This is a genomic window from Streptomyces sp. NBC_00207, assembly GCF_045160965.1.
In the GTDB taxonomy this organism is placed as follows: Bacteria; Actinomycetota; Actinomycetes; order Streptomycetales; family Streptomycetaceae; genus Streptomyces.
Window position 1 is genome coordinate 4408878 of sequence record NZ_CP130715.1, and the last position, 25555, is coordinate 4434432.

At 73.2% G+C, this 25555-nt stretch carries 20 protein-coding genes; 9 read left to right on the plus strand and 11 right to left on the minus strand.

Annotated features, from left to right (window positions below):
* Positions 1 to 7 precede the first annotated feature (7 nt).
* The 3 genes from OG472_RS20780 to OG472_RS20790 are packed head-to-tail and all read right to left on the minus strand — an operon-like array spanning position 8 to position 4292.
* Positions 8 to 1606 (minus strand): acyl-CoA carboxylase subunit beta, encoded by a 1599-nt coding sequence (locus tag OG472_RS20780; protein WP_401608228.1) that lies wholly within the window; start codon positions 1604 to 1606, stop codon positions 8 to 10.
* A complete protein-coding gene (locus OG472_RS20785; RefSeq protein ID WP_405941875.1) occupies positions 1603 to 3483 on the minus strand; it encodes an acyclic terpene utilization AtuA family protein in 1881 nt (626 codons plus the stop codon). Before OG472_RS20785 ends, OG472_RS20780 begins: the two co-directional genes overlap by 4 nt.
* Entirely contained in the window at positions 3480 to 4292 is an 813-nt protein-coding gene (locus OG472_RS20790; protein WP_405941876.1) for a TIGR03084 family metal-binding protein, read from the minus strand. The genes OG472_RS20785 and OG472_RS20790 overlap by 4 nt, the downstream gene beginning before the upstream one ends.
* 314 nt (positions 4293 to 4606) lie before the next feature.
* Between OG472_RS20790 and OG472_RS20795 the strand changes: the two genes are divergently transcribed.
* Together OG472_RS20795 and OG472_RS20800 are read left to right on the plus strand one after the other, a co-directional pair.
* Positions 4607 to 6229: a CocE/NonD family hydrolase gene (locus OG472_RS20795; protein WP_401608223.1), complete on the plus strand. Its 1623-nt coding sequence runs from the start codon at positions 4607 to 4609 to the stop codon at positions 6227 to 6229.
* 169 nt (positions 6230 to 6398) lie between these two features.
* On the plus strand, positions 6399 to 6740 hold the full coding sequence (locus OG472_RS20800) for a DoxX family protein (protein ID WP_401608220.1): 342 nt from the start codon (positions 6399 to 6401) through the stop codon (positions 6738 to 6740).
* Between the two features lie 20 nt (positions 6741 to 6760).
* Here the strand turns inward: OG472_RS20800 and OG472_RS20805 are convergent, their stop codons facing one another.
* The 3 genes from OG472_RS20805 to OG472_RS20815 all read right to left on the minus strand — a co-directional run bounded on the left by OG472_RS20805 (position 6761) and on the right by OG472_RS20815 (position 10879).
* Positions 6761 to 7120, minus strand: coding sequence for a DUF1801 domain-containing protein (locus tag OG472_RS20805; protein ID WP_401608218.1), 360 nt, complete (start codon positions 7118 to 7120; stop codon positions 6761 to 6763).
* Positions 7120 to 8076, minus strand: a complete 957-nt coding sequence (locus OG472_RS20810; RefSeq protein ID WP_401608217.1) for an EamA family transporter — start codon at positions 8074 to 8076, stop codon at positions 7120 to 7122. The genes OG472_RS20805 and OG472_RS20810 overlap by 1 nt, the downstream gene beginning before the upstream one ends.
* Positions 8077 to 8137: 61 nt before the next feature.
* Positions 8138 to 10879, minus strand: coding sequence for an FAD-binding and (Fe-S)-binding domain-containing protein (locus OG472_RS20815; protein ID WP_405943197.1), 2742 nt, complete (start codon positions 10877 to 10879; stop codon positions 8138 to 8140).
* A 174-nt stretch (positions 10880 to 11053) separates the two neighbouring features.
* On the opposite strand from OG472_RS20815, the gene serC reads away from it, so the two are divergent.
* Positions 11054 to 12172 carry a phosphoserine transaminase gene (serC, locus tag OG472_RS20820; protein ID WP_351300224.1) on the plus strand — a complete coding sequence of 373 codons (1119 nt, stop codon included), beginning with the start codon at positions 11054 to 11056 and terminating at the stop codon, positions 12170 to 12172.
* Between the two features lie 704 nt (positions 12173 to 12876).
* Positions 12877 to 16008 (plus strand): sacsin N-terminal ATP-binding-like domain-containing protein, encoded by a 3132-nt coding sequence (locus tag OG472_RS20825; RefSeq protein WP_405941877.1) that lies wholly within the window; start codon positions 12877 to 12879, stop codon positions 16006 to 16008.
* 308 nt (positions 16009 to 16316) lie between these two features.
* On the opposite strand, the gene OG472_RS20830 is transcribed toward OG472_RS20825, so the two are convergent.
* Entirely contained in the window at positions 16317 to 17093 is a 777-nt protein-coding gene (locus OG472_RS20830) for an SGNH/GDSL hydrolase family protein (RefSeq protein ID WP_405941878.1), read from the minus strand.
* The gene (locus OG472_RS20835) at positions 17080 to 17646 is read right to left on the minus strand and encodes a PadR family transcriptional regulator (RefSeq protein WP_401608206.1); all 567 of its coding nucleotides are present in this window, start codon (positions 17644 to 17646) and stop codon (positions 17080 to 17082) included. Before OG472_RS20835 ends, OG472_RS20830 begins: the two co-directional genes overlap by 14 nt.
* An 87-nt stretch (positions 17647 to 17733) precedes the next feature.
* On the opposite strand from OG472_RS20835, the gene OG472_RS20840 reads away from it, so the two are divergent.
* Positions 17734 to 18156 (plus strand): nuclear transport factor 2 family protein, encoded by a 423-nt coding sequence (locus OG472_RS20840; protein ID WP_405830710.1) that lies wholly within the window; start codon positions 17734 to 17736, stop codon positions 18154 to 18156.
* A gap of 19 nt (positions 18157 to 18175) precedes the next feature.
* Here OG472_RS20840 and OG472_RS20845 read toward each other — a convergent pair whose 3' ends face one another.
* Together OG472_RS20845 and OG472_RS20850 are read right to left on the minus strand one after the other, a co-directional pair.
* On the minus strand, positions 18176 to 20629 hold the full coding sequence (locus OG472_RS20845) for an HAD-IC family P-type ATPase (RefSeq protein ID WP_405941879.1): 2454 nt from the start codon (positions 20627 to 20629) through the stop codon (positions 18176 to 18178).
* Between the two features lie 197 nt (positions 20630 to 20826).
* A complete protein-coding gene (locus OG472_RS20850; RefSeq protein ID WP_401608197.1) occupies positions 20827 to 21129 on the minus strand; it encodes a DUF2530 domain-containing protein in 303 nt (100 codons plus the stop codon).
* 128 nt (positions 21130 to 21257) lie between these two features.
* Between OG472_RS20850 and OG472_RS20855 the strand changes: the two genes are divergently transcribed.
* A complete protein-coding gene (locus OG472_RS20855; RefSeq protein WP_383569937.1) occupies positions 21258 to 22706 on the plus strand; it encodes an NCS2 family permease in 1449 nt (482 codons plus the stop codon).
* A gap of 13 nt (positions 22707 to 22719) precedes the next feature.
* Here OG472_RS20855 and OG472_RS20860 read toward each other — a convergent pair whose 3' ends face one another.
* Positions 22720 to 22902, minus strand: coding sequence for a hypothetical protein (locus tag OG472_RS20860; RefSeq protein WP_030156886.1), 183 nt, complete (start codon positions 22900 to 22902; stop codon positions 22720 to 22722).
* 130 nt (positions 22903 to 23032) lie between these two features.
* On the opposite strand from OG472_RS20860, the gene OG472_RS20865 reads away from it, so the two are divergent.
* The 3 genes from OG472_RS20865 to thpR all read left to right on the plus strand — a co-directional run bounded on the left by OG472_RS20865 (position 23033) and on the right by thpR (position 25547).
* On the plus strand, positions 23033 to 23470 hold the full coding sequence (locus OG472_RS20865) for a MarR family transcriptional regulator (RefSeq protein WP_319728456.1): 438 nt from the start codon (positions 23033 to 23035) through the stop codon (positions 23468 to 23470).
* 25 nt (positions 23471 to 23495) lie between these two features.
* Positions 23496 to 24845, plus strand: coding sequence for an MFS transporter (locus OG472_RS20870; protein WP_401608192.1), 1350 nt, complete (start codon positions 23496 to 23498; stop codon positions 24843 to 24845).
* A 147-nt stretch (positions 24846 to 24992) separates the two neighbouring features.
* Complete coding sequence (gene thpR / locus OG472_RS20875; RefSeq protein WP_401608189.1) at positions 24993 to 25547, plus strand: RNA 2',3'-cyclic phosphodiesterase; 555 nt, start codon at positions 24993 to 24995, stop codon at positions 25545 to 25547.
* Positions 25548 to 25555 lie beyond the last annotated feature (8 nt).

Below are 25555 nucleotides of genomic sequence, written 5' to 3' on the forward strand. Positions count from 1 at the left end.
TGCGGGCTCACATCCGGAAGACGCCGAAGCCGCCACGGGCGCCCTCGACGGGGGCGTTGTGGACGGCCGACAGGCACAGGCCGAGGACGGTACGGGTGTCGCGCGGGTCGATGACCCCGTCGTCGTACAGCCGCCCGGACAGGAACATCGGCAGGGACTCGGACTCGATCTGCGCCTCGACGAAGGCGCGCATCCCGGCGTCGGCCTCCTCGTCGTACGGCAGCCCCTTCGCGGCGGCGGACTGCCGGGACACGATGGAGAGCACTCCGGCGAGCTGCTGGGGGCCCATGACGGCGGACTTGGCGCTGGGCCAGGCGAAGAGGAAGCGGGGCTCGTAGGCGCGGCCGCACATGCCGTAGTGGCCGGCGCCGTAGCTCGCGCCGATGAGCACGGACAGGTGCGGGACCTTCGAGTTGGAGACCGCGTTGATCATCATCGAGCCGTGCTTGATGATGCCGCCCTGCTCGTACTCCTTGCCGACCATGTAGCCGGTGGTGTTGTGGAGGAAGAGCAGCGGGATGTCGCGCTGGTTGGCGAGCTGGATGAACTGGGCGGCCTTCTGGGACTCGGCGCTGAACAGCACGCCTTGGGCGTTGGCGAGGATGCCGACCGGATAGCCGTGGAGGGTGGCCCATCCGGTGACGAGGCTCGTGCCGTAGAGCGGCTTGAACTCGTCGAAGTCGGAGGCGTCGACGATGCGGGCGATGACCTCGCGCGGGTCGAAGGGCGTCTTGAGGTCGGGCGGGACGATGCCGAGGAGTTCCTCGGGGTCGTACTTCGGCTCCTGCGCCGGGGCCGGATCCGGGTGGGCCTTGCGGTGGTTGAGCCGGGCGACGACGCGGCGGGCCTGGCGGATCGCGTCGTACTCGTCGAGGGCGTAGTAGTCGGCGAGGCCGGAGGTGCGGGCGTGCATGTCGGCCCCACCGAGGGACTCGTCGTCGCTCTCCTCGCCGGTGGCCATCTTGACCAGCGGCGGACCGCCGAGGAACACCTTCGAACGGTCCTTGATCATGATGGTGTGGTCGGACATGCCCGGGATGTACGCGCCTCCGGCGGTGGAGTTGCCGAAGACGACGGCGACGGTCGGGATCCCCTCGGCCGAGAGCCGGGTCAGGTCGCGGAAGATCGCGCCGCCCGGGATGAAGATCTCCTTCTGGGAGGGCAGGTCGGCGCCCCCGGACTCCACGAGGCTGATGCAGGGCAGGCGGTTCTGCCGGGCGATCTCGTTGGCCCGCAGCGCCTTCTTCAGCGTCCACGGGTTGCTGGCGCCGCCGCGGACGGTCGGGTCGTTGGCGGTGACCAGGCACTCGACGCCCTCGACCGTGCCGATGCCGGTGACCATGGAGGCGCCGACGGGGTAGTCGCTGCCCCAGGCGGCCAGCGGGGACAGCTCCAGGAACGGGGTGTCCGGGTCGAGGAGCAGCTCGACCCGCTCGCGGGCCAGGAGCTTGCCGCGCTGCCTGTGGCGGGCCGTGTACTTCTCCCCGCCGCCCTGCAGGGCCTTGGCGTGCTCGGCGTCGAGGGCGGCGAGGCGTTCCAGGGCGGCGGTACGGGCCTGCGCGTGCTCGGGGGCGTGCGGGTCGACGGTGGTGCGGAGGCGGGTCATCGGGCGGTCCCCTCCGGGGCGGTTTCGGGCAGCAGGTGGGTCGGGATGTCGAGGTGACGGGCGCGGAGCCATTCGCCGAGGGCCTTGGCCTGGGGGTCGAAGCGGTGGCCGGAGGCCACGCCGGCGCCGAGGATGCCGGTGAGGGTGAAGTTGAGGGCGCGGAGGTTCGGGAGCGGGTGCCGGTGCACCGGGTGCGGGCGGGTCTCGGGGAGCAGGTCCTGGAACACCTCTGCGGTGAGGGTGTCGTGCAGCCAGGTCCACGCTTCGTCGGACTCGACCCAGACGCCTACGTTGGCGTCGCCGCCCTTGTCGCCGCTGCGGGCCCCGGCCAGTGCCCCGAGGGGGGCGCGGGTGGTGGGCCCTGCGGGGCTCTCCCCTACCCGCCCCTTCCCGAAACTGGGGCTCCGCCCCAGACCCCGCTCCTCAAACGCCGGAGGGGCTGAGATTCCAGCCTCGCCGGCATTTGAGGAGCGGGGGTCCGGGGGCGGAGCCCCCGAAGGGTCCGGGGCGGAGCCCCCGGACGGGGGGCTGGGGGCGGAGCCCACAGTTTCGGGAAGGGGCGGGGTGGGGGACAGGCTCCGCGCAGCGGGGATCGGCAGGTGCGTGCCGTTGGGGAGGACTGCCGCGTGGGGGACCTCGGCGGCCGGGGTCAGGGTCGACGTGAAGACCCCGTACGGCTGGGCCGGGCCCGGTGGGGTGGTGACGTGGAAGCCCGGGTAGCTGCCCAGGGCCAGTTCGATGGCCGTCGAGGTCAGCGCGCGGCCCACCCGGTCCGGGGACGGGTCGCGGACCACGAGCCGCAGCAGGGCGCTGGCCGTCTCCTCCGTCGGGGCGTCCTCGTGGTCCGTGCGGGCGAGGGTCCAGTCGGCGGTGGCCACGCCCTCCAGGGCCTCGGACATCTGGGTGCGGACCAGGGCTGCCTTCGCCTCGATGTCCAGGCCGGTCAGGACGAAGACGACCTCGTTGCACCAGCCGCCGATGCGGGTGATGCCCACCTTGAGGGTGGACGGCGGGGGTTCGCCGAGCACGCCGGAGACGCGGACGCGGTCGGGGCCGTCCTCGGAGAGGCGGACCGTGTCCAGGCGGGCGGTCACGTCGGGGCCGAGGTAGCGCACGCCCTGGGTCTCGTAGAGGAGTTGGGCGGTGACGGTGCCGGGGGTGACGGCCCCGCCCGTGCCGGGGTGTTTGGTGATGACCGCCGAGCCGTCGGCGGAGATCTCCGCGAGCGGGAACCCGGGGCGGCGGACGTCGTGCGCGGTGAAGAAGGCGTAGTTGCCGCCGGTGGCCTGGGTTCCGCACTCCAGGACGTGGCCCGCGACCACTGCCCCCGCCAGCTTGTCGTAGTCGTCCGGGGCCCAGTCGAACCACCAGGCCGCCGGGCCGCTGACCAGCGCCGCGTCGGTGACCCGGCCGGTCACCACCACGTCCGCGCCGGCCCGCAGGCAGGCGGTGATCCCGGCGCCTCCGAGGTAGGCGTTGGCGGTCAGCGCCCCGTCCTCGTACGGGGTGAGGTCGTCGCCCTCGACGTGGGCCACCGTGACGGGGACGCCCACCTTGGCCGCCAGGGCCCGTACGGCGTCGGCGAGTCCGGCCGGGTTGAGGCCGCCCGCGTTCGCGACGATCCGTACGCCCCGCTCGTGGGCGAGCCCGAGCCCCTCCTCCAGCTGGCGCAGGAAGGTCTTGGCGTAGCCGAGGTCCGGGTTCTTCAGGCGGTCGCGGCCGAGGATCAGCATGGTCAGCTCGGCGAGGTAGTCCCCGGTGAGCACGTCGAGCGGGCCGCCGGTCAGCATCTCGCGCAAGGCGTCGAAGCGGTCTCCGTAGAAGCCGGAGGCGTTGCCGATGAGGAGCGGGCGGTCGGCAGGGGGCCGGGGCGTCATCGGGCGGCCCCCGGCTCGCGCCCCGCGCCCGCCGGGCCCGCGAAGGCCTGGGCGATGTCCAGCCAGCGGTCCGCGTCGGGGCCGGTCGCGGTGAGGGCCAGGTCGGCGCGGTGGGCCCGCTGGGTGACCAGGAGGCAGAAGTCGAGCGCCGGGCCGGTGATCCGCTGCGGGGCGTCCGGCGGCCCGTACGTCCACACCCCGGCGCCGTCGGGGGCCGTCAGCTCGACCCGGAACTCCTCGGCGGGCGCGGGCAGTCCGCGTACGGCGTAGGCGTAGTCGCGGGCCCGTACGCCGATCCGCGCCACGTGCCGCAGCCGCGCGGTCGGGGTGCGGCGCACGCCGAGCGCGTCGGCGACGTCCTGGCCGTGCGCCCAGGTCTCCATCAGCCGGGCGCTCGCCATGGAGGCGGCCTTCATCGGCGGCCCGTACCAGGGGAACCGGGTGTCGGGCGAGGCTGCGGCGAGCGCCTCGTCGAGGGCGGCGCGCGTGGCCCGCCAGCGGGCGAGCAGGTCGGCGGGCGGCAGCGCCGCGCCCTCCTCCGCGCCCTCGTCGACGAAGGTGTCGGGGGCCTTCAGCGCCTCCTCGACCATGAGGCCGAAGCCGTCGGCGTCGGTGAGGGAGAGCAGTGAGGCGCGGTCGGTCCAGTGCAGGTGGGCGATCTGGTGGGCGATGCTCCAGCCGGGTGCGGGGGTGGGCCGGGCCCAGTCGGCCTCGGTCAACTCCCCTACCAGCGCTTCGAGTTCATGGCCCTCCTCGCGCAGATCGGCAAGGACGGCGACGGCGGCGTCGACGGCGGACGGATCGGGCACGGTGCGCTCCCCTCTCGGCGTGAGGGAAGACTGGCAGCACCCGATAAAACAATCAAGCACGCTTGCATGATTTTCTCGGGAGACGGCACCTTCCCGCCACCCGCACCAAACCACCACGACGGAAGGCGAGTTGCCGCGCCGCCCCGTCGACCGCAGGTCCCGCGGCGCGGCGGCCGCCGGGCACGGAGGGGCGATTCAGGCCGTAAGCCGGAAACTCGCGATACGTCACCGGATGTCCCGTCGATACTGAACGTTCCGCTCCGGGCCCGGGCGCGCGCACCACGTTCGATCCACGACGAAGAGGATGGACTGACGTGACTCCAGCCGCCCAACCCCCCTTCTCCCTCTATCCCGAACTCGACGCCACCGCCCTCAGCGCCTTCGTCGCCGCCCTGGAGAGCGGCGACGTCACCGGCCTCGCCCCCGCCCGTGCCGCGGAGGTGGCCGAGGTCCGCTCCCTCGCCGTGTTCACCCGCGGCAAGGTGACCGGCGCCGACGGGGACCTCCTCGACGCCGCGCTCTGGCGGCACACCGGGGCCCAGCCGCGCCCGGCGATCGTCATGCCCTCGCCCTGGACCAGCCTCGGCTGGCTCCCGTACGCCGTCCAGGCCAGCCTGTTCGCGGCCCGCGGCTACAACGTCCTCGCCTACTCCGCCCGCGGCTTCGGCGGCTCCGAGGGCCAGGTCGACGTGGCCGGCCCGCTCGACGTCGCCGACGGCAGCCGGGCCCTGGACCACCTCATCGAACGCAGCTCCGGGCCCGTGACCAGGATCGGCTTCCTCGGGGACTCGTACGGCTCCGGCATCAGCCAGCTGGTCGCCGCGCACGACACCCGCGTCGACGCCGTGGTCGCGCTCAGCAGCTGGGGCGATCTCGGGGAGGCCTTCTACGAGAACTCCACCCGCCACCTCGCCGCCGTACGGGCCCTGCTCAAGGCGGCCGCGAAGGCGCGGCTGAGCCCGCAGACGCACAGCGTCTTCGACAACGTCCTCGGCAACCGCGACATCCCCGGCACCCTGCGCTGGGCGGAGACGCGCTCGCCCTTCAGCCACATCAAGGAGCTCAACCGCCGCCAGGTGCCGGTCTTCTTCTCGCACGCCTGGCACGAGACGCTCTTCCCGCCCAACCAGACCCTGAAGATGTTCAACGAGCTGACCGGCCCCAAGCGCCTCGCCGTCTCCATCGGCGACCACTCCGGGCCGGAGATGACCGGCATGCTCGGGCTGCCGAACCGGATCTGGACGGACGCCCACCGCTGGTTCGACCACCACCTCAAGGGGATCGACAACGGCATCGGCGCCGAGGGCCAGGTGCTCGGCGAGGTCATGTGGAGCAAGACCCTCGAACCCCGCCCCAGCTGGCCCTCCCTCACCGAGAGCGTGCAACGGCTGCACCTGGCCGACGGCGGGGACCTGGCCGAGCAGCCGCAGGCCGGCTGGACCGCGACCGTGGTGTGCGGGGTGGACACCCCGGCGACCGTCGCCGACAAGGTCGTCGAGTCCGGCTACGACGAGATCGCCGGCCGCCCGAAGGTCTACCCGGCCGACGCCATCGACCGCACCGTCGCCGCCGTGTGGGAAGCGGACCCGGCCGCGGAGACCGTCCGGCTGCGGGGCACTCCGCGGCTGCGCGTGACGTACCGGGCGGCGAACCCCGGCTCCACCTTCGTGGCGTACCTCCTCGACGCGGCGCCCGACGGCGCGGCCCATCTCGTCACGCACGCCCCGTACACCGACGCCGACTCCCCGCCCGACAGCCTGATCAGCGCGGACATCGACCTCCAGGCGACGGCGTACGACGTGCCGCGCGGCCACCGCCTGATGCTGGTGATCGACGCCCGCGACCCGTTCTACGGCGACGCCAACCTGCCGCGCGCGACGCTGGCCTTCACCTCGCCCGAGGCGACGCCCTCCTACCTGGACCTGCCGCTCGGCTGAAAGCCGTGCGCCCGCCCCGCCGGTCCCGCGGGCCGGCGGGGCGGGCGTGCAGACCGAGGAGAAACCCAGGAGAAAAAAAACTTCCCCCGGCCGGTCACACTCCTGCGTTCCCCCGGGTCAGTGGAGTGAAAGGCGCGCAGAGAGCCGCCGAGCAGAGGGAGCCCGCATCATGTCCACCACCGCCACCGTCGTCACCCTGGTCGCCGCTTTCATGGCCGGTTTCTCCGGCGCCTCGATCTTCTTCGGCGCCAAGTTCACCGTCGAGCCGCTCGCCGAGTACGGCGTCCCGCGCAGCTGGTGGAACCGGCTCGCCACCGCCAAGGTCGCCGGCGCCGCCGGCCTGGTCGTGGGGCTCTGGGTCCCGGCCGTCGGCATCGCCGCCGCCATCGGCCTGGTCCTCTACTTCACCGGCGCCGTCATCACCGTCCTGCGCGCCCGCTCCTACGCCCACGTCGCCTTCCCGATGATCTACGCCGCCCCGGCGGCCGCGGCCCTCGCCCTCGGCTTCTGAGCGCGGCGGCCTCCGGGCCGCTACGCGCAGACCGGTCCCGGGGCGGCCGTCGCCGTGGCGCGCAGGAGGTCGCGCAGGAGGTCGAAGTCGACCCTGGCCGGGTTGCGGAAACGGAGGCAGGCCTTGCCCATGTCGTGGGCGGCCAGGCGGTCCTCGAAGGCGTCCCGTACGTCCGTGCGCAGCAGGTAGAAGGAGATGTACTGCTTCTGGTTCGCCCAGGCGATCTCCGCGGCGGTCTCTCCCGGCCGCACGTACGCGGGCATCCCGTACGCGATGACCTCCTCGAAGTCCGTCAGTTCCGCGAGGCACAGTTCCCGCAGGCGGGTGAGGGCGGGGCGGCGGGCCTCGGGGGCCCCGGCCAGGTAGGTGGCGGCGTCCATCAGGCGGGCTGCTTCCGGATCTGGGAGCGGACCGCGCCCATGCTGGCCGCGATCACGAGGGCGATGGCCAGGGCGTCCCGTGCGGACATGGCCTGGTTCAGGACGAGGAAGCCCGCGGAGGCGGCGATGGCCGGCTCCAGGCTCATCAGGATCGCGAAGGTCGGGGCCGGCATCCGCCGCAGGGCGAGCATCTCCAACGTGTAGGGCAGGACCGAGGACAGTACGGCCACGCCGACGCCCAGCGCGAGGGTGCTCGGGACCAGCAGGTCCGAGCCGGCGCCGACGATGCCCAGCGGCAGCGAGAGGACCGCGGCCACGGCCATCGCCAGGGCCAGACCGTCCGCCTGCGGGAAGCGGCGGCCGGTACGCGCGCTGAAGACGATGTACGCCGCCCACATCGCGCCCGCCCCGAGCGCGTAGGCCGCGCCCAGCGGGTCGAGGGAGCCGAAGCCGAGGCCGCCCCCGCCGTGTCCGGAGAGCAGGACCACGCCGCCGAGGGCGAGGCCGGCCCACAGGAGGTTCACCAGGCGCCGGGAGACGAAGACGGACAGGGCCAGCGGCCCGAGCACTTCCAGGGTGACGGCCGGGCCGAGCGGGATCCGGTCGATGGCCTGGTAGAAGAGCCCGTTCATGGCGGCCATGGCGACGCCGAAGGCGAGCACCGTGCCCCAGTCGGAGCGGGAGTGGCCGCGGACCTTGGGCCGGCACAGGAGGAGCAGCACGACCGCGGCGGCCGCGAGGCGCAGGGTGACCACGCCCGCCGCACCCGCCCTCGGCATGATCATGACCGCGAGGGCCGCGCCGAACTGCACCGAGATCCCCGCCGAGATCACCAGCGCGACCGGCCCGAGACCACGGCCACGGCCCTCGGCGGGCAGCGGAGCCGATACGGGGGCGGGGGCCGCCGCGGCAGCCGGCGAGGGCGACGGGGAGGGGGATGCGGAGGGTGCGGGCATTCATCCAGATTACGCGCTCCGTAAGGAGTGTCCAGCGGGGTCTTGCCTTACAGATCTTGCCTTACAGATCCGCCGTCAGGCCCTCCTCCAGGAGTTCCGCCAGGTGGCGGGCCCGGACCCCGCCCAGCTGGGCGATCTGGGTGCGGCACGAGTAGCCGTCCGCCTGGATCAGGACGTCCGGACCGGCCGCGCGCAACGACGGGAGCAGCTGTTCCTCCGCGCAGGCCACCGACACCTCGTGGTGGCCCGGCTCGAAGCCGAAGTTCCCGGCCAGACCGCAGCAGCCACCGCTGAGCTCGCCCACCAGGCCGGCCCGCTCGCGCAGCCGGCGGTCCGCCGCATCGCCGAGGACCGCGTGCTGGTGGCAGTGGGTCTGCCCGGCCACCGCGCGGTCGAGGCGGGGCGGCCGCCAGTTTGGGGCGTACTCCTCCAGGGCCTCGGCGAAGGTGCGGACGGCTGCGGCCAGGCGGGCCGCGCGGGGGTCGTCGGGGAGGAGGGCGGGGAGGTCCGTACGGAGGGCCGCGGCGCAGCTGGGTTCCAGCACCACCACGGGTGCCCGGACGTCGCCGATGGCGGTCAGCGTGCGGTGGAGGACCTTGCGGGCGCGGTCGAGGCGGCCGGTGGAGACGTAGGTCAGGGCGCAGCAGACCGTTCCGCCGCGGGGCACGGTCACGGTGAGGCCGGCCGCCCGCAGGACCCTTGCCGCTGCGCGGCCGGCCTCCGGGGCGAGGTACTCCGTGAAGGTGTCGGGCCAGAGGATGACGGTGGGGGTGGCCGTGGGGGTGGCCGTGGGGGTGGCCGTGAGGGTGGCCGTGGGTGCGGTGCCCTGCGGGCGGCTCCCGGGCTCGGCCCGGACCCGCGCCCCGAACTCCCCCGGACTGCGTCCGGGGGTACCCCCGGGCGGAGCCGGAAGGGAGCGGGTGAACGGCACACGGGCCAGTTCCGGCAGCCCCCGCTCCCGCGTCAGGCCCGGGACGGGGAGGAGGCGGGAGGCCGCGTTCACGACGCCCGCCATCCGCAGCGCGGCGATCAGGCGGAGCCAGGCCGGGAGGCCGCCCAGGGCGTAGTGCGCGAGCGGGCGGATGCGGCCCGACCAGTGGTGGTGCAGGAACTGCGACTTGTACGTGGCCATGTCCACGCCCACCGGGCAGTCGCTGAGGCAGCCCTTGCAGCTCAGGCACAAGTCCAGCGCCTCGGCGACCTCCGCCGAGCGCCAGCCGTCCCGCACGATCTCCCCCGCGAGCATCTCGTGCAGCAGCCGGGCCCGGCCGCGCGTGGAGTGCTGCTCCTCCCCCGTGGCCCGGTACGACGGGCACATCACCCCCGGCCCGCCGCCTACGTCCGCGGTGCGGCACTTGGCGACGCCGACGCACCGCGCGACCTCCCCCGCGAACGGCGTGGCCGGCAGCACCGCGAAGCGGAGGTTCTCGTCGAGCCGCGCGGGCCGGACCAGCATCCCCGGGTTCATCCCGCCGGCCGGATCCCACACGTCCTTGTACGCGCCGAAGAGCCGGATCACCTCCGGCCCGTACATGCGCGGCAGCAGTTCGGCCCGTGCCTGCCCGTCGCCGTGCTCCCCCGACAGCGAGCCGCCGTGCGCGACGACCAGATCGGCCAGGTCGCCGGAGAAGGCGCGGAAGCGGGCCACCCCGGCCGGCGAGACGAGGTCGAAGTCGATGCGCACGTGCACACAGCCCTCGCCGAAGTGCCCGTACGGGGACCCGCGCAGCCCGTGCGCCGCCAGCAGCGCGCGGAACTCCCGCAGGTACGCGCCCAGCCGGGCCGGCGGTACCGCGCAGTCCTCCCACCCCGGCCAGGCCATCTCGCCCCCCGGCAGCCGCGTCGCCGTGCCCGCCGCGTCCTCCCGGATCCGCCACAGGGCCCGCCGGCCCGCCGGGTCGGTGACCACCACCGCGTCGAGCGCGTCGGCGCCCCGGACGAGCTCCCGCGCCGCGGCCTCGTCCCGCATCTCGACGAACAGCCAGGCCCCGCCCCGCGGCAGTCCCGCCGCCCCGCGCACCAGGTCCTCCGCCATCCCCTCCAACGTCAGCGGCCGGTACGGGAGCAGCCCGGCCGCCGCGTCCGCCGCAGCGCTCTCGTCGGCGTACCCGAGGACGGCCAGGACCGGCGCGCGCGGCGCCTCCACCAGGCGCACGACGGCCTCGGTCACCACCCCGAGCGTGCCCTCGCTCCCGCAGAAGGCCCGCGCGAGCTGCGCCCCACGCTCGGGCAGCAGCGCGTCCAGTCCGCCGTAGCCGGAGATCCGCCGGGAGAAGCCGCCGCCCATCCCGGTGCGCAGGACGGCCAGGTTCCCCTCGACCAGCTCCCGCAGCCCCTGCGGCGCCCCCGACCAGCCCGTCCCGAGGCGGTGCGTGGCGCCCCCGTACGCCGTCACCGCCAGCTCGGCCACGTTGTCCGCGGTGGTGCCCCAGGCCACCGAGTGGGCGCCGCACGCGTTGTTGCCGATCATGCCGCCGAGGGTGCAGCGGGAGTGCGTGGAGGGGTCGGGCCCGAAGGTCAGCCCGTACCGGCGCACCGCGTCCTGCAGCCGGTCGAGCACCAGGCCGGGCTGGACCACGGCGGTGCGGGCGGCCGGGTCCACCGACACCAGGGCGTTCATGTACCGGGTGAGGTCGAGGACCACTCCGGTGCCGGTGGCCTGGCCGGCGATGGAGGTCCCGCCGCCGCGCGGGACGACCGGAACGCCGGCCGCGGCGCACACGCGGAGGGCGGCCGCCACGTCCTCGGCGTCGCGCGGGGCGACCACACCGACCGGGACGCGCCGGTAGTTGGAGGCGTCCATGGTGGCCAGTGCCCGGGCGGCGGCCCCGAAGTCGACCTCTCCGCGCAGCTCCGCCCGCAATGTCCGTTCGAGTTCCCCGGGTGACGTCACGCTCCCACCCTCGCACCGTCCGGCTGCGTCTCATCGGGTGGACGCGCCTCCAAGGCGCGGACCTGGACCGGATACGCTCCGCTCGTGGCTGAGATCCAGATTCCCGCTGACATCAAGCCCGCCGACGGACGCTTCGGCGCGGGCCCCTCCAAGGTGCGGACCGAGGCGCTGGACGCCCTCGCCGCCACCGGTACCTCCCTGCTCGGAACCTCACACCGCCAGGCCCCGGTCAAGAACCTGGTCGGCTCGGTGCGCCAGGGCATCCGGGACCTCTTCTCCCTCCCCGAGGGCTACGAGGTGATCCTGGGCAACGGCGGCTCCACCGCCTTCTGGGACATCGCGACCGCCGGCCTGATCGAGCGGAAGTCCCAGCACCTCACCTTCGGTGAGTTCTCCTCCAAGTTCGCCAAGGCCGCGAAGCTCGCGCCGTGGCTGGACGAGCCGTCCGTGATCTCCTCCGAGCCGGGCACCCACCCGGAGCCGGTGGCCGAGGCGGGCGTGGACGTGTACGCGTACACCCACAACGAGACCTCGACGGGTGTCGCGGCGCCGGTCAAGCGCGTCGCGGGCGCCGACGCCGGTTCACTCGTCCTGGTGGATGCGACCTCGGGCGCCGGCGGTCTGCCGGTCGACATCACCGAGACCGACGTCTACTACTTCGCCCCGCAGAAGTCCTTCGCCTCGGACGGCGGCCTGTGGCTGGCCGCGTTCTCCCCGGCCGCCCTGGAGCGCGCCGCCCGCGTGCACGCGTCGGGCCGGCACATCCCGGAGTTCTTCTCGCTGCCGACGGCGATCGACAACTCGCTGAAGAACCAGACGTACAACACCCCGGCGCTGGCCACCCTCTTCCTGCTGGACCAGCAGCTGGAGTGGATGAACAGCCAGGGCGGCCTGGAGTTCACCACCGGCCGTACGGCGGCCAGCGCGCGCAACCTGTACGGCTGGGCGGAGGCGTCGAAGTACGCGACCCCCTTCGTCGTGGACGCCGACAAGCGCTCCTCGGTCATCGGCACGATCGACTTCTCGGACGACATCGACGCGGCGGCCGTCGCCAAGGTGCTGCGCGCGAACGGCATCGTGGACACCGAGCCGTACCGCAAGCTGGGCCGCAACCAGCTGCGCATCGCGATGTTCCCGGCGATCGACCCGGCCGACGTGCAGAAGCTGACGGCCTGCATCGACTACGTGATCGAGAAGCTCTGACGAAGCAGCCTGACGATCGGTACCGAGGCCCCCGGTGACGTGAAGTCGCCGGGGGCCTCGGCGTTCCCGGCCCCTCCACGGGTCGGGGAACTCCGCACGGTCACGTGCGGTTTCGGCCAGCGTCCAAGCTCAAGTACACGAAAAATCGGCATTCCAGTTGGTGCCGCGGAAGAACGTGCCGGGCAGGGAGCAGAAGTGCCCGGCGGGGCGGGACCTCCCTTCGGGCCACCGACGAGTTCAAGCCATCCGACGGTCGCGGACCGGCGCATGAGGTTGATCCGACCGAGGGGGCGACGCCTACTGTCGCCCCAGGTCAAGGGCCCGATCACGTGGCAGCTCGCCGGTCCGCCGCCCGTCGGCCGACCTCCAGTGGACCGAACTCGTCGATTGACCCGGTGAGGACGGCCCACGAGCTGCCGGCCGCCGCTCCCACGACACCGGGCCGCCCCCTCCCGTGGCCCGGAGTCCGGAGCGGCGGCGCTTTCGCGTTCCGGGCCTTCGCGCGGTGCTTCCCGGGACCTCGGTCCCCACGATCGGGGCAAAGAGGCCGCCGTCACCTGCGGCGGCACGCTCACCCCCGACCGCCACCGGGATGCGAACCCCGTCGTGTTCGCGCACCTCACGGGTGAGGCCCAGTTCCGTACGCGATACCTTCAGGGGTCCGGAGGAAACTCTTGAAGGCGGCACAGCGTGGAGGCAGCGGCGTGAGCGTGCGAGTGACGGCGGCACAGAGCGGCGTGGACCCCTTCGGCACGGCCCGGCTGCGGCGCGGGGTGCTCGACGCCTGGGGCGCGGGCCCGGCCCGGTTCCGCGAGGACGCCAACGCCGAGGAGGACCTCGCCCTCGGCGGCTACCGGGACCGGCTCGTCATCGAGCTGGCGCAGAACGCCGCCGACGCCGCGGCCCGGGCCAAGGTGCCCGGCCGGCTGCGGCTCACCCTGCACGAGGGCGAGAACGGCCACGCGCTGCTGGCCGTCGCCAACACCGGTGCCCCGCTGGACGCCACGGGCGTGGAGTCGCTGAGCACCCTGCGCGCCTCCGCCAAGCGGGAGCCCTCCGGTGACAGCGTCGGCCGCTTCGGCGTCGGCTTCGCGGCCGTCCTCGCCGTCTCCGACGAGCCCGCGGTGCTCGGCCGGCACGGCGGCGTCCGCTGGTCCCTGGCCGAGGCCCGCGAGCTGGCCCGGGAGGCCTCCGTCGGCAGCCCCGGCCTCGGCGACGAACTGCGCCGCCGCGACGGCCACGTCCCGCTGCTGCGGCTCCCGTTGCCCGCCGAGGGCACCGCCCCCAACGGCTACGACACCGTCGTGGTCCTCCCGCTGCGCGACGCCGCCGCCGAGGACCTGGTGGAGCGGCTGCTCGCGGGCATCGACGACGCCCTGCTGCTCACCCTGCCCGGGCTGCGCGAAGTGGTGGTGGAGACCCCGACCGGCGGCTCCCGCGCGCTGTACCGCCGCGACGAGGGCCCGTACACCGTCATCGAGGACACCACCGCCTCCGGCACCCGCACCAACCGCTGGCGCACCGTCCGCCACGGCGGCCCCATCGAGCGCGCCCTGCTCGCCGACCGGCCCGTGGAAGAACGGCTGCGGCCCGCCTGGGCGGTGTCCTGGGCCGTGCCCGTCGACCCCGACGGCGCCCCGCTGCGCCCGGCCACGGCGCCCGTGGTGCACGCGCCGACCCCCACCGACGAGCCGCTGGGCATCCCGGCCCTCCTCATCGCGACCCTGCCGCTGGACACCACCCGCCGGCATCCCGCGCCCGGGCCGCTGACCGACTTCCTCGTGGAGCGGGCGGCCGACGCGTACGCCGAACTCCTCGGCGCCTGGGACCCGGTGAGCACCGGCCTCGTCGACCTGGTCCCCGGCCCGCTCGGCAAGGGCGAGCTGGACGGGGCCCTGCGCGCCGCCGTGCTCCGGCGGCTCCCCCGCACGGCCTTCCTCGCGCCGGCCGCACCGCCCGAGCACGCCGAGGAGCGGGCCGCCCTGCGCCCCTTCGAGGCCGAGGTGGTGGAGGGCGCGGGCGCCGACACCGTACGCGTCCTCGCCGAGGTCCTGCCGACCCTGCTGCCGGCCGGCCTGGAGCGCCGCGCCGAGCTGCGCACCCTGGGCGTGGGCCGGCTCCCGCTGGGCGATGCCATCGAGCGGATCGCGGGCATCGAGCGGACCCCCGAGTGGTGGCACCGGCTCTACGACAGCCTCGCCGGGGTGGACCCCGACCGGCTGTCGGGCCTGCCCGTGCCGCTCGCCGACGGCCGCACGACCATCGGGCCGCGCCACGTCCTCCTGCCGTACGCGGACACCCCGGCGGACCTGGCCCGGCTGGGGCTGAAGGTGGCCCACCCGGACGCGGCGCACCCGCTGCTGGAGAAGCTCGGAGCCCTGCCGGCCACGGCGCGGGCCGTGCTGACGACCCCGCAGGTGCGGGCCGCCGTCGCCGGGTCCCTCGACGCCGGGGAGATCTGGGACGAGGACGCGGACACCCTGGACGCCGACGAGCTGGCCGAGGTGGTCCTGGGGCTGGTCCGGGAGGCCGATCTGGCGCCGGGCGACGAGCCCTGGCTGGGCGCGCTGGCCCTGCCCGACGAGGACGGGGAACTGGTTCCGGCGGGCGAACTGCTGATGCCGGGCTCGGCGCTCGCCGCGGTCATCCGCGAGGACGAGGTCCCGTACGTGGACGCCGATCTGGCGCAGCGCTGGGGCGAGGGCCCGCTCACCGCCTGCGGGGTGCTGGCGACGTTCCAGCTGGTGCGCGCCACCGATGTGGTGCTCGACCCGGACGAACTGGAGCCCCGGGAGGGGGACTTCGCCGAGCCCGACGACGCGGGACTGCTGGACGCGGTGGACGTGTGGTGCGAGGACCTGCTGGACCAGCTGCCGGACACCCCGGTCCCGCCGGTGGCGACCGAGCTGGTCGCCGTACGGGACCTCGACCTGGTCGACGACGACTGCTGGCCGCAGGCCCTGGCGATGCTCGCGCAGCCGCCGCTGCGCGACGCGCTGACCCAGCCCGTACGGGTGCTGCTGCCGGACGGCACCACGCAGTCGGTGCGCTCGTACACCGCGTGGTGGCTGCGCGACCACCCGGTGCTCGACGGCCGCCGCCCGGCGGGCCTGCGCGCGGCGGGCGGCGACCCGCTGCTGGCGGGCCTCTACACCCCGGCGGACGCCACGGGCTTCGAGGACGAGCAGGTCCTGCGGGCACTGGGCGTACGGACGACCGTGCCGGCCCTGCTGGACGAGCCCGGCGGCGCGGCCGAGCTGCTGGCCCGGCTGGCCGACCCGGAGCGCGAGGTGACGGGCCGGCAGCTGCACGGCCTGTACGGGGCGCTGGCCGATCTGGACCCCGAGCAGGTCACCCTGCCGGACGAGCTGCGCGCGGTGGTGGACGGCGAGGTCCGGGTGGTGGACGCGGCCGACGCCGTCATCGCGGACGCCCCGGACCTGCTGCCGCTGACGGCGGGGCTCCCGCTGCTGCCGGTGCCGCCGTCCCGCGCGGCGGACCTCGCGGAGCTGCTCCAGGTGCGCCGCCTGTCGGAGACGGTCCCGGCGGAGGTGACGACGCCGGGCGAGGAGCACGAGGTCCCGGAGTCGGTGCGCGTCCTGCTGGGCCCGGCCACCCCGGCGACGTACGTCGAGCACGAGGAGCTGGTCGCGGGCGGCACGGAACTCGACTGGCGCCGCACCCCCGACGGCACCCTCCACGCGTCCACGCTGGAGGGCGTGGCGGCCGGCCTCGCCTGGTCGGCGGGCCAGTGGCCGCGCCGCTTCGAGGTGGCGGCGCTACTGGAGGACCCGTCCCGCACGGCAGAACTGGCCCGGGACCGCTGGTTCGACTAGGCCGCCCTCTCCGGCCCGGCGCCGGTGGCCTTGCCGGCCGGGGTGCGGGCTTCGGCGGTGCGGCTTGGGCCGGGTGTGCTCCGGGGCGTCTCCTCGGGCGTCGAACGTGTCGGGGAGTCGGCGGGCCGGGGCACCTTGCGTTCGACGCCCTGCGGGGAGCGCCCCTGCACACACCCGTCCCGCACATTCCAGCCTCGCCGGCGTTTGAGGGGTGGGGGTCCCCCCGGACGGAGTCTGGGGGAGGTTGCGGGGCGGAGCCCCGGTAGCGGCGCCCCGCCGGGAGCGCCCCGGCACACACCCGGCCCCGGCTATTCGCTCAGCGGCAGCAGCTGGGGGCGCTTCGCGGTGCGGCCGTCGCCCGAGGAGCGGCCGCGCAGTCGGCGGCCCAGCCAGGGGCCGAGGAAGGCGGCGGCCCAGCGCAGTTCGGCCGCCAGGGCCGATCCGGGCGGGGCGGCGGCCTGCGGCGGCAGCGGGTGGGTCCAGGTGTCGTCGCTGCCGGGCAGGCCGACGGCGTGGGCGAGGGCGGCGGCGATGCGTTCGTGGCCGAGGGTGCTGGCGTGCAGCCGGTCGGTGGTCCACATCCGCGGGTCGGCGACGGCTTCCGGCCGGGCGGTCTCCGCGACGGTGACCCCGTGCCGGGCGGCCGCCTCGCGGATGCGGTCGTTGAGGTCGGCCAGGCGGGGTCCGAGGGGCCGGGCGAGGGGCACGATCCGGCCCAGGTCGGGAAAGGTCACGGTGGCCACGTGCGCCCCGGCGGCCGTGAGCGCGGCGAACATCTCCTCCAGGTGGCCCGCGACCTCTGCCGCGTCGAACCGGGGGCGCAGCACGTCGTTGACCCCTGCGACGACGGTGGCGATGTCGGGGCGCAGGGCCAGGGCGGGGCCGAGCTGTTCGGCGCGGACCTGGCCGGCGAGGCGCCCCCGCACGGCCAGGTTGGCGTACTGCAGGCCGGGGCTGACGGCCGCGAGGTGGCCGGCGAAGCGGTCGGCGAAGCCACGTAGGCCCGTGGTGTCGTCGCCGTCGCCGAGGCCTTCGGTCTGACTGTCGCCCAGGGCGACGTAGCGCAGGTACTCACCGTTCGGCACGGTTCAGCCTCTCCCTCAGGACGGCCGCGCTGCGGCGGCACCAGTCGCGGTGGCCCTGTTCGAAGGCGATGCCGCGCAGTCCGGTCAGGTACCCGCCGATCCGTTCGCCCCGGAGCAGGTACTCCTCCTCGTCCATGTCGCCGCGCATCTTGCGCAGCACCCTGCCGAGGAGCTCGATCTTGGCCTCGGCCGCGGCCGCCCGCTCTTCGAGCTGTTCGATCACCGGCACGGTGCCGATCCGGTCGGCGTTCTGGACCTTGACGAGGAGGTCGTCGCGGATGACGTGCGGCTTCGACGCGGCCGCGGCGAAGTCCTCCAGCTCGGCGCGGCCGGCGTCGGTGACCTGGAACAGGCGCTTGTTGGGCCGGGTCTCCTGGACCACCTGGCGGCCCTCGACCAGCCCGTCCTTCTCCAGCTTGGCCAGCTCGGCGTACAGCTGCTGGGGGGAGGCGTGCCAGAAGTTCGCGACGCCGATGTCGAACGACTTCGCCAGTTCGTACCCACTGAACTCGCCGTCCAGCAGCGCCGCCAGTACGGCGTGTCGCAAGGCCATCGCAGCAGCCCCCTTCCGTTTCCTCGTCTCCCCCCGCATCATACTCATGAATATGACTACTCAATTTCTTGAGTATGAGGAGGGGTCATGAAGGAGCAGCAGACCGCCGAACGCTTCCGCGCCGCCGTGGAGAAGCGTGATGCCGCCGCATTGGAGGACCTGTTCACCGAGGACATCCGGCTCTACAGCCCGGTGAAGTTCACCCCCTTCGAGGGCCGCCCCATGGTGCTGGGCCTCTTTGGGGTCCTGCTGCGGATCTTCGAGGACTTCCGCTACGTCGGCCACTTCGAGGGGACGGCCGAGACGAGCGCCGACGGCACGGAGGCCCCCTCGTCGATCCTGGCCTTCCGCGCCACCGTGGACGGCAAGCAGATCCACGGCATCGACCTGCTGCAGTTCGACGAGGCGGGCCGCGTCAAGGAGTTCACGGTGATGGTCCGCCCCCAGTCCGCCGTCCAGGCCCTGGGCCAGGCGGTCCTCGCCGGCCTCACCGCCGAGGGCCTCGCCTAGGCACGGCCCTGGCGCCGCCCTAGGCCGGGAACCTGCGGTTCACCCAGTGGAAGGTGAACTCGATCAGGGTCGCGGCGGCCGCGGCGACGGCCACCGCGATCCAGGGCATCGTCGTGCCCACCAGCTTGAGCTGGAAGAAGTCCTGCAGCCACGGCACCACGAGGACGATCAGGAAGGCCCCGCCCATGGCGCCGACCAGGCCCACCCGCCACCACGTGTACGGGCGGGCGATGATCGCCAGGACCCACATCGAGGTCAGGAACAGCGTGAGCGTCGCCGCGCTGGTCTCGGCCTTCAGGGCGTCCGGGCCGCTGTAGTAGTGGCGGGCGATCAGGTACGTCACGAAGGTGGCCGTCCCCGCGATCGCGCCGCCGGGGATCGCGTACCGCATCACCCGTTTCACGAAGTGCGGGCGCGCGCGCTCCTTGTTCGGGGCGAGGGCCAGGAAGAAGGCCGGGATGCCGATGGTGAGCGTGGACAGCAGCGTCAGGTGGCGGGGCAGGAAGGGGTACTCGACCTGCGAGCACACCACCAGGATCGCGAGGAGGACCGAGTAGACCGTCTTGGTGAGGAAGAGGGTCGCGACCCGGGTGATGTTGCCGATGACGCGGCGGCCCTCGGCGACCACCGAGGGGAGCGTCGCGAAGCTGTTGTTGAGCAGGACGATCTGTGCGACGGCGCGGGTGGCCTCCGAGCCCGAACCCATCGCGACGCCGATGTCCGCGTCCTTGAGGGCGAGCACGTCGTTCACGCCGTCGCCGGTCATGGCGACGGTGTGGCCGTTGGACTGCAGGGCCCCGACCATGTCCCGCTTCTGCTGGGGGGTCACGCGCCCGAAGACGGAGTTCTCGTCGAGGACCCGCGCCATGTCGGCCTGCTCGGCCGGGAGCTTGCGGGCGTCCACGGTGTTCTCCGCGCCCGGCAGCCCCAGCTTGCCGGCGACCGCGCCGACGGAGACCGCGTTGTCGCCGGAAATGACCTTCGCCTTGACGTTCTGGTCGTCGAAGTAGCGCAGGGTGTCGGCGGCGTCGGGGCGCAGCCGCTGCTCCAGGACGACCAGGGCGGTCGGCCGTACGCCGGTGGCGACGGCCTCGTCGTCGAGCTCGCGGCCGGAACGGGCCAGCAGCAGGACCCGCAGGCCCTGCTCGTTGAGCTCGTTGATCTCGTCGAGGGCGGGGTCCCCGGCGGGGAGCAGCACGTCGGGGGCGCCGAGCAGCCAGGTGTTGTTCTCGCCGTCGCCCTCGCTGAAGCTGGCGCCGCTGTACTTGCGGGCGGAGGAGAAGGGCAGGGATTCGGTGCAGCGCCACTCCGCGCTGTCGGGATAGGCGTCGATGATCGCCTGGAGGCTGGCGTTGGGCCGCGGGTCGGATTCGCCGAGGGCGCCGAGGACCTTCTTGACGTACGCCGCGTCCGCGCCGCCGAGCGGGCGGAGCTCGGTGACGTCCATGCCGCCCTCGGTGAGGGTGCCGGTCTTGTCGAGGCAGACCACGTCGACGCGGGCGAGGCCCTCGATGGCGGGCAGCTCCTGGACGAGGCACTGCTTGCGGCCGAGGCGGATGACGCCGATCGCGAAGGCCACGGAGGTGAGGAGGACGAGCCCCTCGGGGATCATCGGGACGATGCCGCCGACGGTGCGGGCGATGGAGTCCTTGAGGTTGTTCTCCTTGACGAGCAGCTGGCTGATGATCAGCCCGATGGAAGTCGGGATCATCATCCAGGTCACGTACTTGAGGATGGTGGAGATGCCGGAGCGCAGCTCGGAGTGGACGAGCGTGAAGCGGGAGGCCTCTTCGGCGAGCTGGGCGGCGTAGGCCTCGCGGCCGACCTTGGTGGCGGTGAACGCACCGCCGCCGGCGACGACGAACGAGCCGGACATGACCTGGTCGCCGGGCTTCTTGAGGACGGGGTCGGCCTCGCCGGTGAGGAGGGACTCGTCGATCTCCAGCCCCTCGGCCTCGCCCACGGCGCCGTCGACGACGACCTTGTCGCCGGGGCCGAGTTCGATGACGTCGCCCAGGACGATCTCGGAGGTGGAGATCTCCGCGGTGCGGCCGTCGCGGCGCACGCTCGGTTTGGCCTCGCCGATGACGGCGAGCCCGTCGAGGGTCTTCTTCGCGCGCAGTTCCTGGATGATGCCGATGCCGGTGTTCGCGATGATCACGAAGCCGAAGAGGCTGTCCTGGATCGGCGCGACGATCAGCATGATCACCCAGAGCACGCCGATGATCGCGTTGAAGCGGGTGAAGACGTTGCCGCGGACGATGTCGACGGTGGAGCGGCTGCTGCGGACGGGGACGTCGTTGACGTCGCCGCGCGCGACGCGCTCGGCGACCTCGGCGGTGGTCAGCCCGCCGGGCTCGAACCGGGGCGCGGGTGGCCGTACCGGGTGGACCGGATCGAGCTCCGCCCCCGCGTCGATGGCGGCGCCGGCTCGCTCCGGCCCGTCCCGATCGATCTTCGCCCGCTGCGTCATGCCTTCGACGTTAAGCGGGGTTCGAACGGTTCACCCGCCGAGCGGCGGGAAGATCCGACCTCGGGATGACCCGAATCGTCCCTTGGTAGGGGACGAGGGGGACGGCTTCAGATGAGGTGGGGCGGCTACCCAGGGGCGGCTACTCGAGGGCGGGCGCTCAGGGGCCGTGCCCAGAGGCCGTGCTCAGGCGCGGGTGCTCAGGCCTGCGGGGTCGGGCCCGGGTCCTGCGGAGCCCGCGCCGCCTGCTCGGCCCGTTCCGCCGCGTGGCGCTTGAGCGCAGCCTCACGGCCGCGGACGTACCAGATGCCGATCAGGCCGAGGAAGCCGCCGGCCGCGCAGGTCCAGACCCACCACAGCTGGCCGCGGTCGGCGAACCACCCGTAGAAGGGGAGCTGGACGAGGAAGAGGGCGAACCACAGGATCGTGCCACCCGTGATCGTCGCGACGACGGGGCCCTCGAGGGGCTCGGGCGCCTCATGCTTCGCAGTCCATTTCGCCATGTGGCAAGTCTAGGCGCGTGAATTTGTGGTCTACGCGCGGAGATGGACGCCCTTTCGTTCATGTGTTCATACTGAAACGGTGTGGGCGTGGCCCATTTTCTTCGTATGAATCACCCAATGAGGACCGTATGAGCACCCCCACGGCCACCGCCCCGGAGCCTTCCCTCCAGGAACCCTCCGGAGGACTCGACCGCTACTTCAAGATCTCCGAGCGCGGTTCGACCGTCGCCCGCGAGGTCCGCGGCGGCTTCGCCACCTTCTTCGCGATGGCCTACATCATCGTGCTCAACCCGATCATCCTGGGCAGCGCGAAGGACATGTACGGGCACCAGCTCGACAACGGTCAGCTCGTGACGGCCACCGCCCTGACGGCCGCCTTCACCACCCTCCTCATGGGTGTCATCGGCAACGTCCCGATCGCGCTCGCCGCCGGCCTCGGCGTGAACACGGTCGTCGCCCTCCAGCTCGCCCCGCGCATGAGCTGGCCCGACGCCATGGGCATGGTGGTCCTGGCCGGCTTCGTGGTGATGCTGCTGGTCGCGACCGGCCTGCGCGAGCGGGTCATGAACGCCGTGCCGCTGGGCCTGCGCAAGGGCATCGCCATCGGCATCGGCCTGTTCATCATGCTGATCGGCCTGGTCGACTCGGGCTTCGTCTCCCGCATCCCGGACGCCGCCCACACCACGGTCCCGCTCCAGCTCGGCGGCACCGGCCACCTCGACGGCTGGCCCGTCCTGATCTTCGTGATCGGCGTGCTGCTCACCCTCGCCCTGCTGATCCGCAAGACGCCGGGCGCGATCCTGATCTCCATCGTGGTCATGACCCTCGCGGCGGTCGTCGTGCAGCTGGTCGCCGAGGTGCCCGACTCGGGCTGGGGCCTCACCGTCCCCGAGTGGCCGGGCAACCCGGTGGCCGCGCCCGACTTCGGGCTGGTCGGCGAGGTCAGCCTGTTCGGCGGCTTCGGCAAGGTCGGGATGCTGACCGGCATCCTCTTCGTCTTCACCGTGCTGCTGTCCTGCTTCTTCGACGCCATGGGCACGATCCTGGGCGTCGGCGACGAGGCCAAGCTGATCGACAAGAAGACCGGCGAGTTCCCCGGCATCAACAAGGTCCTGCTGATCGACGGCCTGGCCGTCGCCTCGGGCGGCGCCACGTCCTCCTCGGCCACCACGTGCTTCGTGGAGTCCACGGCCGGGGTCGGCGAGGGAGCCCGTACGGGCCTGGCGAACGTCGTGACGGGCGCCCTCTTCGGCGTGGCGCTGTTCCTCACCCCGCTCGCCACGATGGTCCCGTCCCAGGCGGCCACGCCCGCCCTGGTGGCGGTCGGCTTCCTGATCCTGGCGGGCTCGGTCAAGGACATCGACTGGAGCGACTTCACCATCGCCGTCCCGGCGTTCCTGGCCATGGTGATGATGCCCTTCACCTACTCGATCACCAACGGCATCGGCATCGGCTTCATCAGCTTCTGCGCCCTGCGCGCGGCGACCGGCCGGGGCCGCGAGGTCCCGGTGGCCATGTACGTCGTGTCGGCGGTGTTCGTCTTCTACTACGCGATGCCGGCCCTCGGCCTCACGTAGGCCCCGCCCGGGCTCAGGTCAGCCCGTAGAACTTCTCCGTCTCGTCGACGGCCGCCTTGAAGCGCTCGTCGAAATCATCGCGAATGAGCGTCCGGACCACATAGTCCTGGACGCTCATTCCGCGTTTGGCGGCGTGAGTCCGGAGCCGGTCGAGGAGCTCCCCGTCTATGCGCATGCTCAGCACATGTGTCCCCATGCCGAAAGAGTCGGGGCAGAGGGTGTGGACGCGTGTCACTTTCGGCCGCCGACTCACCCGTACGAGTGACCCCGTGCGTGACGGCCAAAAGTGGTGTTCTTTAGGGAGAGTAATGAGTTACTCTAAATACATGCCTGACCTTTCCCATGGCGACGACGCTGCCGCCGTGAACGACCTCCGCTCCGCCGTCATGCGGCTGGGACGGCGCCTGAAGCACCAGCGCGTCGACGAGTCGCTGAGCCCCACCGAGATGTCGGTGCTCGGCACCCTCGCCCGCTGCGGCCAGGCCACACCCGGCGAGCTCGCGCGGCGGGAGCACGTCCAGCCGCCGTCGATGACGCGCATCGTCGCGTTGCTGGAAGCCAAGGGACTGGTCACGCTGGAACCGCACCCCGACGACCGCCGCCAGAAGGTGGTCCGCCAGACGGAGGAGGCCGAAGCGATGCTCGAAGAGAGCCGCCGCAAGCGCAACGCCTTCCTGGCCGGGCTCGCGGCCGAGCTGACCGAGGACGAATGGGCCAAGCTGCGCGAGGCCGCACCCGTCCTGGAGAAGCTCGCGCACCTGTAGGAACGACGCCAGGAGGCGAACGCTTTTGAGTACGGGAACCGGAGCAGACTCCGCACCCGGCCACATATCCACCCCTACCAAGGCCCCTGCGGCCCCCGCGGGCAAGAACTCTATGTTCAGCTCGCTGAGGATCCGGAACTACCGGCTCTTCGCGACCGGGCAGGTCGTCTCGAACACGGGCACCTGGATGCAGCGCATCGCCCAGGACTGGCTGGTCCTCTCCCTGACCGGCTCCGCCTCCGCCGTCGGCATCACCATCGCCCTGCAGTTCCTGCCGATGCTGGTGTTCGGCCTCTACGGAGGCGTACTCGCCGACCGGCTGCCCAAGCGGCCCCTGCTCCTCGCCACCCAGAGCGCGATGGGCCTGACCGGCATCGCACTCGCCGTCCTCACCCTGGCGGGACACGTCCAGGTCTGGCACGTGTACCTCGCCGCCTTCCTGCTCGGCCTCGTCACCGTCGTCGACAACCCGGCGCGGCAGACGTTTGTCTCCGAGATGGTCGGCAAGGACCAGGTCGCCAACGCCGTCAGCCTCAACTCGGCCAACTTCCAGTCCGCGCGGCTGGTCGGCCCGGCGATCGCCGGCGTGCTGATCACCGCCGTCGGCTCCGGCTGGGCCTTCCTGCTGAACGGGCTGTCCTTCGCCGCGCCCATCGCCGGCCTGCTGCTGATGCGCACGCACGAGCTGCACCCCGTCGAGCCCCGGCCCCGCGCCAAGGGGCAGCTGCGCGAGGGCCTGCACTACGTCGCCGGCCGCCCGGAGCTGATCTGGCCGATCGTGCTCGTGGGCTTCATCGGCACCTTCGGGTTCAACTTCCCGATCTGGCTGTCGGCGTTCGTCAGCGACGTCTTCCACGGGGACGCGGGCACCTACGGGCTCTTCAACACCCTGATCGCGGCCGGCTCCCTGGCGGGCGCCCTGCTCGCGGCCCGGCGCGGCCATTCCCGCCTGCGGCTGCTGGTGACCGCGGCCGTGCTGTTCTCGGTGCTGCTGCTCGTCACGGCCCTCGCGCCCGGCTTCTGGCTGTTCGCGGCGCTGCTCGTGCCGATCGGGGTCTTCGGCCTGACGGTCAACGTCGTGGCCAACTCCAGCGTGCAGATGGCGACCGACCCCGAGATGCGGGGGCGGGTCATGGCCCTGTTCATGATGGTCTTCACCGGCGGCACCCCGCTGGGCGCTCCGCTGCTGGGCTGGATCACGGACACGTACGGCGCGCGGATCGGCATGGCTGCGGGGGGTGTGATCTCGCTGGCCGCCTCCGTCGCGATCGCGGTGGTCCTGGCGCGCGTCGGGAACCTCCGCGTACGGCTCAGCCGCCGCGGCGTCGCCTTCGTCCCTGCGGCCGCCCCGCGCGACCTGGTCCCGGCCGCCTGACCCTGCGGCCCGGCCTCCCAGGGCTCCGCCCCGGACCCCGCTCCTCAAACGCCGGAGGGGCTGGAACATCCAGCCTCGCCGGCGTTTGAGGCGCGGGGGTCCGGGGGCTGGCCCCCGGCAGCGGCGCTGCAGCCGTACGCTCGGCGCATGAGACTGTTCGCCGCCGTGTTGCCGCCCGCAGGGGCAGTCGATGAGCTCGCCGCCGCCGTGGACGCGGTCCACGACGACCGGCTGACGTGGACCGCACGAGCGGGCTGGCACTTCACGCTCGCCTTCATGGGCGAGGTCCGCGACGACGTGCTCCCCGACCTGCACGCCCGCCTGGAGCGCGCAGCGCACCGCACGGCCCCGTTCTCGCTGCGCCTGCACGGCTGCGGGCACTTCGGGGACCGCGCCCTGTGGGTCGGCGCGGCCGGGGAGCTGCCCGTCCTGCGGATGCTCGCGGAGCGGGCCGACGCCGCCGCCCGGCGGGCCGGGGTGCCGATGGAGCAGCACCGCCGCTACACCCCGCACCTCACCCTGGCCCGCGGCCACGGCGCCGCCACGCCCCTGCGCCCGTACCTGGACGCCCTCGCGGACTTCGAGGGCACTCCCTGGCAGGTCGGCACGCTCAGCCTCGTCCGCAGCAACCTGCCCGTCAGCGGGGTGCCCGGCGAGCAGCCCCGCTACGAGACGGTCGGGTCCTGGCCGCTGCACGGCTGAGCCGTACC